The sequence below is a fragment of the Parvibaculum sp. genome (assembly GCF_049651025.1).
In the GTDB taxonomy this organism is placed as follows: Bacteria; Pseudomonadota; Alphaproteobacteria; order Parvibaculales; family Parvibaculaceae; genus Parvibaculum.
Genome location: NZ_JBASBH010000097.1, coordinates 25,922 through 34,664, shown reverse-complemented (window position 1 = coordinate 34,664; position 8,743 = coordinate 25,922). Strand labels below are relative to the sequence as shown.

General features: G+C 59.2%; 7 protein-coding genes and 2 tRNA genes. 8 read left to right on the top strand and 1 reads right to left on the bottom strand.

Annotated features, from left to right (window positions below):
- Positions 1–154: 154 nt before the first annotated feature.
- The 4 genes from WA943_RS12615 (at position 155) to WA943_RS12600 (ending at position 5,588) form a co-directional block, all read left to right on the top strand.
- A complete protein-coding gene (locus tag WA943_RS12615) occupies positions 155–778 on the top strand; it encodes an ATP-dependent Clp protease proteolytic subunit (RefSeq protein ID WP_424470232.1) in 624 nt (207 codons plus the stop codon).
- Between the two features lie 318 nt (positions 779–1,096).
- Complete coding sequence (clpX, locus tag WA943_RS12610; RefSeq protein ID WP_424470231.1) at positions 1,097–2,362, top strand: ATP-dependent Clp protease ATP-binding subunit ClpX; 1,266 nt, start codon at positions 1,097–1,099, stop codon at positions 2,360–2,362.
- Positions 2,363–2,668: 306 nt separating this feature from the next.
- The gene (lon, locus tag WA943_RS12605; RefSeq protein WP_424470230.1) at positions 2,669–5,110 is read left to right on the top strand and encodes an endopeptidase La; all 2,442 of its coding nucleotides are present in this window, start codon (positions 2,669–2,671) and stop codon (positions 5,108–5,110) included.
- Positions 5,111–5,312: 202 nt separating this feature from the next.
- On the top strand, positions 5,313–5,588 hold the full coding sequence (locus WA943_RS12600) for an HU family DNA-binding protein (RefSeq protein ID WP_424470229.1): 276 nt from the start codon (positions 5,313–5,315) through the stop codon (positions 5,586–5,588).
- Positions 5,589–5,686: 98 nt separating this feature from the next.
- Here the strand turns inward: WA943_RS12600 and WA943_RS12595 are convergent, their stop codons facing one another.
- The gene (locus WA943_RS12595; protein WP_424470228.1) at positions 5,687–6,964 is read right to left on the bottom strand and encodes an MFS transporter; all 1,278 of its coding nucleotides are present in this window, start codon (positions 6,962–6,964) and stop codon (positions 5,687–5,689) included.
- Positions 6,965–7,095: 131 nt separating this feature from the next.
- Between WA943_RS12595 and WA943_RS12590 the strand changes: the two genes are divergently transcribed.
- The 4 genes from WA943_RS12590 to WA943_RS12575 all read left to right on the top strand — a co-directional run bounded on the left by WA943_RS12590 (position 7,096) and on the right by WA943_RS12575 (position 8,729).
- Positions 7,096–7,171: transfer RNA gene (locus WA943_RS12590), tRNA-Val, on the top strand.
- 262 nt (positions 7,172–7,433) lie between these two features.
- Positions 7,434–7,510, top strand: a tRNA-Asp gene (locus WA943_RS12585).
- 260 nt (positions 7,511–7,770) lie between these two features.
- Positions 7,771–8,136 carry an NADH-quinone oxidoreductase subunit A gene (locus WA943_RS12580; protein ID WP_424470227.1) on the top strand — a complete coding sequence of 122 codons (366 nt, stop codon included), beginning with the start codon at positions 7,771–7,773 and terminating at the stop codon, positions 8,134–8,136.
- 77 nt (positions 8,137–8,213) lie between these two features.
- Entirely contained in the window at positions 8,214–8,729 is a 516-nt protein-coding gene (locus WA943_RS12575; protein WP_424470234.1) for a NuoB/complex I 20 kDa subunit family protein, read from the top strand.
- Positions 8,730–8,743 lie beyond the last annotated feature (14 nt).

The window sequence follows — 8,743 nt, the reverse complement described above, 5'->3', positions numbered from 1 at the left end:
TATCTTATATGCATCCTGCGCTAGGATGATGCACCGTCCATTTACCGAATCGCTCTATGCCGTTATGGCAGGTTAAAGCCATGACGTGGCTGACTGTTGCGGTATACCTTTCGATAAAGACACGGCTTCGATGCGCTGACGCTCAGGAGAGAGAATGAAAGACCCGCTCGCTACTTATATGAATCTCGTGCCAATGGTGGTTGAGCAGACCAACAGGGGCGAACGCGCTTATGACATTTTTTCGCGCCTGCTAAAGGAGCGGATCATTTTCATCGCGGGTCCCTTTGAAGACGGCATGGCGACGCTTGTGACGGCGCAGCTGCTCTTCCTTGAAGCCGAGAACCCGAAAAAAGAAATCTACATGTACATCAACTCGCCAGGCGGGGTGGTGACATCGGGTCTTGCGATTTACGACACCATGCAGCACATCCGCCCGCCGGTTGCGACGGTTTGCCTCGGCCAGGCCGCTTCGATGGGTTCGCTGATTCTCGCCGCCGGTGAAAAGGGCATGCGTTACGCCTTGCCGCATTCGCGGATTATGGTCCATCAGCCCTCAGGCGGATTCCAGGGTCAGGCGACCGATATTGAAATTCACGCCCGCGAGACGCTCGCCATCCGCGAGAAGCTGAACAACATTTACGTCAAGCACACAGGCCAGGACCTGAAAAAGGTTCAGGACGCGCTGGAGCGTGACAATTTCATGAGCCCTGAAAAGGCCATGGAGTTCGGTATTGTCGACCATGTCGGCGTCCAGCGAAGCGAAGACGTGGCAAAGTAATTCGCGGCTGTTCTCACCTTCGGTCCGTTGCGGTTGCGTTCTCTGGTTAAACTTTTGGCAAGACGTGCCAAAAAGTCTGGCCATTGCGCCGGTTTTCGCCCAGAAAGAGGGTGAACAGGCAACTTGCTGAATTGTAATGAAATCTTGATCCCTCGGCGAATAACATGCTCGTATGTCGGGAAGGTGACGGACAGCTGATCCATCTGAGTCTTTCAAACGTTGAAAGATGAGGCTTTTTCGGTTCGGCGCTTGCGGCAGGCACGATCTGGCTCGAAGGCGATCCGATCCGGTCTGAAGGCAAATGCCTAAGGAGTTTCTATGAGCAAGATCAGCGGCGGCGACTCCAAGAATACGCTTTACTGTTCCTTCTGCGGCAAGAGCCAGCACGAGGTCCGGAAGCTTATTGCGGGTCCGACCGTCTTTATCTGCGACGAATGCGTCGAGTTGTGCATGGACATCATCCGGGAGGAAAACAAATCCTCCCTCGTGAAGTCGCGTGACGGCGTGCCGACGCCGCAGGAAATCTGCAAGGTTCTCGACGACTACGTGATCGGTCAGTTGCATGCCAAGCGCGTGCTCTCCGTCGCGGTTCATAACCACTACAAGCGTTTGAACCACGCGGCGAAGAACAACGACGTCGAGCTTGCGAAGTCGAACATTCTCCTCATTGGCCCGACGGGTTGCGGCAAGACGCTGCTCGCGCAGACGCTTGCGCGCATTCTCGACGTGCCGTTCACGATGGCCGATGCGACGACGCTGACGGAAGCGGGTTATGTCGGCGAGGATGTAGAAAACATCATTCTCAAGCTGCTGCAGTCGGCCGACTACAATGTCGAACGCGCGCAGCGCGGCATCGTCTATATCGACGAAGTCGACAAGATCAGCCGCAAGTCCGACAACCCGTCCATCACGCGCGATGTATCGGGTGAAGGCGTGCAGCAGGCGCTGCTGAAGATCATGGAAGGCACCGTCGCCTCCGTGCCGCCGCAGGGCGGGCGCAAGCATCCCCAGCAGGAATTCCTGCAGGTCGACACGACGAACATCCTCTTCATCTGCGGCGGCGCTTTCGCCGGGCTGGAGAAGATCATCGCCGGTCGCGGCAAGGGTTCTGGCATCGGCTTCGGCGCCACCGTGCGCTCCGCCGACGATCGTCGCACGGGCGAGCTTCTGAAAGAGCTTGAGCCGGAAGATCTGCTGAAGTTCGGCCTCATCCCGGAATTCGTCGGTCGTATGCCGGTGCTTGCAACGCTCGAGGATCTCGACGAAGCGGCGCTGATGCAAATTCTGACCGAGCCGAAAAACGCGCTGGTGAAGCAGTATGAGCGCCTCTTCGAAATGGAGAATGTGAAACTCTCCTTCTCGAACGATGCGCTGCACTCGATTTCGAAGAAGGCCATTGAGCGCAAGACCGGCGCGCGTGGGCTTCGCTCGATCATGGAATCGATTCTGCTCGACACGATGTTCGACCTGCCGACGCTTGAAGGCGTGGAAGAAGTCGTCATCAGCGGCGAAGTGGTCGAGGGCAAGGCCCGTCCGCTTTACATTTATGCCGAGCGCAAGGGCGACGTGGGCACCAGCGCCTGACACTGTAATGGCCGTGAAAACCGCTCGTATGAGCGGGGTTGAAATGGCCGGAATTGCGGCATGGTTTTTCAAAATTGGAGATGGCCTTGAAAGCGCGAGCTTTCAGGGCCATTTTTCATTCAACTAAGGCCAATCCCGGCCGCGCCCACTGCAAAGGCGAATCCGGTGGATAGTTTTGCGGACCATCTGTTCGGCCCGCGAATCCCTCTAGTCTGGAGCAAATCGCCTCGTCATCAGCATTCGTTCAGGATCGAGTGTTAGAGTTGAGTGTCGCTAAGGGCGTCTAGTGAAAAGCAGGTATCGAGAATGAGCGATAAAAACGAACAGACATCGGGAACGGAAGAGCAGGGCGTCTTGGTCTTGCCGGTGCTGCCGTTGCGCGACATCGTCGTTTTCCCCCATATGATCGTGCCACTCTTCGTGGGCCGTGAGAAATCCGTGCGCGCTCTCGAAAACGTCATGCAGGACGACAAGCAGATTCTGCTGGTCGCCCAGAAGAACGCAGCCGATGACAATCCCGCGATTGGCGACATCTACGAAGTCGGCACCATCGGCACGGTGCTCCAGCTTCTGAAGCTGCCTGACGGCACTGTGAAGGTGCTTGTCGAAGGTGTGCGTCGTGCGCGCGTCCAGAGCTATGTCGAGAATGAAGAGTTCTTCGAAGCGCGCGTTGAAGAGATCGCAGAAGCCGATGTCGAGAACGACCAGCTCGAAGCGCTGGCGCGTTCGGTCATCACGCAGTTCGAAGGCTATGTGAAGCTCAACAAGAAAGTGCCGCCTGAAGTGCTCGGCTCGGTCACGCAGATCGACGACCCGGCAAAGCTTGCGGACACGATTGCGAGCCACATCAACATCAAGATCGGCGAGAAGCAGGAGCTTCTTGAATTGCCGTCCGTTGCGGACCGGCTGGAGCGCGTCTATTCGCTGATGGAAGGCGAGATCAGCGTTCTCCAGGTGGAGAAGCGCATCCGTTCGCGCGTCAAGCGCCAGATGGAGAAGACGCAGCGCGAGTACTATTTGAATGAGCAGATGAAGGCCATTCAGAAGGAACTCGGCGACGGCGAAGACGGCAAGGATGACTTGCGCGAGCTGGACGAACGTATCCAGAAGACGAAGCTGTCGAAGGATGCGCGCGAGAAGGCTGTCGCCGAGCTGAAGAAGCTGAAGCAGATGAGCCCGATGTCGGCGGAAGCCACTGTCGTGCGCAACTATCTCGACTGGCTGCTGTCTGTGCCGTGGAACAAGAAGAGCCGTGTGCGGAAGGATTTGCACAGCGCTCAGGAAATCCTCGACGCCGATCACTTCGGTCTTGAGAAGGTCAAGGAACGTATCGTTGAGTATCTCGCGGTTCAGAGCCGTGCGAACAAGCTCAAGGGCCCGATCCTCTGCCTCGTCGGCCCGCCCGGCGTCGGCAAGACCTCGCTTGGCAAGTCGATTGCGAAAGCGACCGGACGCGACTTCGTGCGCATGTCGCTTGGTGGCGTGCGTGATGAGGCCGAAATCCGCGGTCACCGCCGCACCTATATCGGCTCGATGCCCGGCAAGGTCATCCAGTCGATGAAGAAGGTGAAGCACACGAACCCGCTCTTCCTGCTCGACGAAATCGACAAGATGGGCGCGGACTTCCGTGGCGATCCGTCCTCGGCGCTGCTTGAGGTTCTCGATCCCGAGCAGAACAACGCCTTCGCGGATCACTACCTCGAAGTCGATTACGACCTGTCCGACGTGATGTTCGTGACGACGGCAAATACGCTCAACATTCCCGGCCCGTTGATGGACCGAATGGAGATCATTCGCCTCGCCGGATACACCGAGGATGAGAAGGTCGAAATCGCACGTCGCCACTTGATCTCGAAGGCGCTCGAAGGCCACGGCCTGCGCAGTGCCGAGTGGTCGATCGACGATGAGGCGCTTCGCCAGCTCATTCGCGTTTACACGCGCGAAGCAGGTGTCCGTAGCCTTGAGCGTGAGTTGAACAGGCTCGCCCGTAAGGCCGTGAAGGAGATCCTGACCTCGGACAAGAAGTCGGTGGCGGTCACGATGGCCAATATCGAAACCTATGCCGGTGTTCCGAAGTATCGCTTCGGCGAGGCTGAGGGCGAAGATCAGGTCGGCGTCGTTACGGGTCTTGCCTGGACGGAAGTTGGCGGCGAGCTGCTAACCATCGAAGGCGTCATGATGCCCGGCAAGGGCCGCATGACGGTCACGGGCAACCTGAAGGATGTGATGAAGGAGTCGATCTCGGCGGCGAATTCCTATGTTCGCTCGCGCGCGACCCACTTCGGCATCGAGCCGCCGGTCTTCGAGCGCAAGGACGTCCACGTCCACGTGCCCGAAGGCGCGACACCGAAGGATGGTCCTTCGGCAGGCGTCGGCATGGCAACCGCCATCGTCTCGTTGATGACGGGCATCCCGGTTCGCAAGGACGTCGCGATGACGGGCGAGATCACCCTGCGTGGTCGCGTCCTGCCCATCGGCGGGTTGAAGGAAAAGCTTCTGGCGGCGCTCCGCGGCGGCATCAAGAGGGTGCTGATCCCGCAGGACAACGCCAAGGACTTGGCCGACATCCCGGACAACGTGAAGAACCTGATGGAGATCATTCCGGTCTCGACGGTGGACGAAGTGCTGAAGAATGCACTCACCAGAATGCCGGAACCCATCGAGTGGGACGAGGCGGCTTATGTCGCACAACAGCAGGCGAATGAACGCCAGCGCGGTGCGGGCAGCGAGCCCCAGATGGCCCACTAGGCTTTGTCCCAATCCTGACCGATTGGGGCTGAACCTGGATACAGAAGCGGAACGGGGGCATTAATGCCCCCGTTTTCATGTGCACAAGCCCAAATAGTCGCGGATTTCTGCAGTTTTTACTTTGACCCTGTTCCGGCCCGGCGGGTAAAGTCGTTAACGGTTCCGGGGAATATTCCCGCGATCGCATTCAGAGGGGCCTGACGTGAACAAGAACGATCTCATTGCAGAAGTGGCGGACCGTACTGGTCTTTCGAGAGCCGACGCGACCAAGGCCGTCGACTATGTGTTCGACACGATTACGGACTCGCTGAAAAAGGGCGACGAGGTGCGACTGGTGGGCTTCGGCACTTTCACCGTGTCCAACCGTGCGGCCACCGAAGGCCGCAATCCGCGCACTGGCGAGACCATCAAGATTCCGGCGTCGAAGCAGCCGAAGTTCAAGGCCGGCAAGGGCCTGAAGGACGCTGTCAACGGTTGACGCCTGATCGGTCCGGCGATTCGCCTGGACTGTTGTCGGATTCGAGGCTGGCCACCTGAAAAGGCGGCTGGCCTCTTTCTTTTTGAATGTGCTGTCGCTCAGGAAACGGCTTGCGGCGTGTCGCCTTTGATCGCGTCGTTTTCCGTCGCCGCGCGCGGGTCGAACTCCGGCGGCGCTGGGTCCGTGGGCGGGAAGGGCACAGCGACGAATTCCGTCCGCTGGTCCGCATCGACGGCAGGGGCAAAAGCGATTCGGTAGATCGTGAATATGGCAAATGCCACATGCACCGCCGCGCCGAACATGAAAATGAACGGCATTCCATAAGACGCGGTGCCAAGCGAGGCGGCAAACGGCCCGATGATCGCGCCTGCGGCATAAACGAGCAGCAGCCCGCCCGAGACGCTGACAAAGCTCTCGCGTGACGCATGGTCGTTGGTATGCGCCACGCAGACCGAATAGAGCGTCAGCGCGAAGACGCCGAACAGGAACCCGGCCAGCAGCAGAAACGTCTCGGAGCCGCTTGCCCGCGCCGCAATCAGCGCGAACTCGCCTATGGCCGATCCGACGCAGAGCGCGAGAATGACGTGGCGCCTGTCCATCTTGTCGGAGAAGCGCCCGATGGGCCATTGAGCGGCGGCGCCGCCGATGATCGCGGCGGTCATGAAGATCGAAACGCCGAATATGTCGAGGCCGCTATCCTTCGCGAAGATCGGCCCCAGCGTCCAGAACGGCGCATTGGTGAGGCCGACCACAAAGCTGCCCATCAGCCCCACAGGCGAGAGCTTGTAGAGCTTGGCGATATAGAGCTGCGTCGATGCGATAGGCGCAGGCTGCACCGACGTCGAGAGCGAAATCGGCACAAGCGCCAGCGAGGTGAGAATCGAGCAGATCGCAAACAGCGTGAAGGTGGCCGGGCTCGCCGTATTGAGCAGCAATTGCCCCAGCGTGATCGACGAGAGGTTGACCACCAGATAGACCGAGAAGAGCCTGCCGCGCGTCTCGTTGGTCGTGCGCTCGTTGAGCCAGCTCTCGATCACCATATAGAGACCGGCAAAGCAGAAGCCGTGCAGCGCGCGCAAGCCCGCCCAGGCGAAGGGATCAATGATCAGCACGTGAAGGAGCGGCAGCACCGATGCAAGCCCTGCAAGCGCTGCAAAACTGCGTATATGGCCTGCGCGGCGCACGATATGCGGCCCGAGCACGCAGCCCGTCAGAAAGCCGATGAAATAAACGCTGCCTATGCCGCCGATGGTTGCTGTGGAAAATTGCTCTATGCCCGCGCGAAGCGGAATGAGCGTGCCGAGCAGGCCATTGCCAATGAGCAGAATCGACGTCGCCAGCAGGAGCGAAAAGAACGGAGCGAGGGTCCGGGTCAAGATTGCTCCTGAGGGAAGGCCTGACGAAATGTGAGAGCCTGAGAAGCGTTCAACATCGGGCCTTTGTGCCGATATTGCAATGGCCCCTGCCATCCGTTAGGAGTTGCGCCTCGCACCCCCGAAAGGGCGGCGGGCGGTTAGCTCAGTTGGTAGAGCGCCTCGTTTACACCGAGGATGTCGGCGGTTCGAGTCCGTCACCGCCCACCATGCGCATCGCCCGCGATGGCCTGCGATATCGAAATGGCTGCTGCCTGCTGCGCCCCGTCGCCCCTTCCGAAACATGCATTTTTCATTGAATCGCCGCGCAAAATGGCCCTGAAAGGCCGCCGCTCCGCTATTTTCTGTGGGTAGTTTGCGCATTGCGCATGTGTGCTTGGAAATAGCCCGGAATTCAGCCAAACTTCCTTGACAGGGCGGAGGGGTTGCCGTACGAACCGCCCACTCTCAGAGTGGCAGTGCCGCTCACGTCGGGGGTGTAGCTCAGTTGGTTAGAGCGCCGGCCTGTCACGCCGGAGGTCGCGGGTTCGAGTCCCGTCACTCTCGCCATTTTCTTTTTGATTTTCGTCGTCGATCACCCTTTGCGCATTCGCGCCGAGGGGCGTTTCTGCGTTGCGAGCGTGTCGCGGCAAGGTCAACTGGCGCAAGGATTTATTTGCCTGAGGCGAGTAGCGCACGGCATTTGATTCTACATATGCGACGGATATACTGCGCGCGGATTCGACCGCCATCGGCATCGACCGAACCACCGGGTTCGGGCCCGCATGAAATGCGAGCGGTGTGGCTGGGGCGAACTTTAGAGGACGACCATGGAAGACCTGCTTCGCGAGTACTTGCCCATTCTGGTGTTCCTGGGCCTGTCTCTCGTGATCGGACTCGCGCTGCTGATCGCACCCTTCGTGATCGCGCCGAGCAAGCCTGACACCGAAAAGCTCTCCGCCTATGAATGCGGCTTTGACGCTTTCGATGACGCGCGCATGAAATTCGACGTCAAATATTATCTGGTCGCCATTCTCTTCATCATCTTCGATCTCGAAGTCGCGTTCCTCTTTCCCTGGGCCATATCCCTGGGCGACATCGGCATGTTCGGCTTCTGGTCGATGATCGTCTTCCTGGGCGTGCTGACCGTTGGCTTCACCTATGAGTGGAAAAGGGGAGCGCTCGAATGGGAATGACCGAGCCTGGAACAGTCGGCGTGCGTGAAGAAGCGCGCGAAGACGTGGCCGTTGCCGCAAACACGCCGCGCGGCGCCGTGACGCCTGCGCCGCAGATGGTCGATGATGGCTACAAGCAGATGTCCGATCAGCTTGCCGACAAGGGTTTCCTGCTGACGAGCGTCGACGATCTCATCAACTGGTCGCGAACCGGCTCGCTGATGTGGATGACGTTCGGCCTTGCCTGCTGCGCTGTCGAGATGATGCATACGTCGATGCCGCGCTATGACAGCGAACGCTTCGGCTTCGCGCCCCGCGCGTCCCCGCGCCAGTCCGACGTGATGATCGTCGCCGGAACGTTGACGAACAAGATGGCGCCCGCTCTGCGGAAGGTCTACGACCAGATGCCCGAGCCGCGCTACGTGATCTCGATGGGATCATGCGCCAATGGCGGCGGCTACTATCACTACTCCTACTCCGTGGTGCGCGGATGCGACCGGATCGTTCCGATCGACATCTACGTTCCCGGATGCCCACCCACCGCCGAGGCCTTGCTTTACGGCATCCTCGCGCTTCAGAAGAAAATCCGTCGGACGGGTACGATCGACCGGTGATTTTCGTAAACCGG

Coding starts and splice junctions, on each gene's coding strand:
- WA943_RS12615 (WP_424470232.1), top strand. CDS start 155: ATGAAAGACCCGCTCGCTACTTATATGAATCTCGTGCCAATGGTGGTT.
- clpX (WP_424470231.1), top strand. CDS start 1,097: ATGAGCAAGATCAGCGGCGGCGACTCCAAGAATACGCTTTACTGTTCC.
- lon (WP_424470230.1), top strand. CDS start 2,669: ATGAGCGATAAAAACGAACAGACATCGGGAACGGAAGAGCAGGGCGTC.
- WA943_RS12580 (WP_424470227.1), top strand. CDS start 7,771: ATGGAAGACCTGCTTCGCGAGTACTTGCCCATTCTGGTGTTCCTGGGC.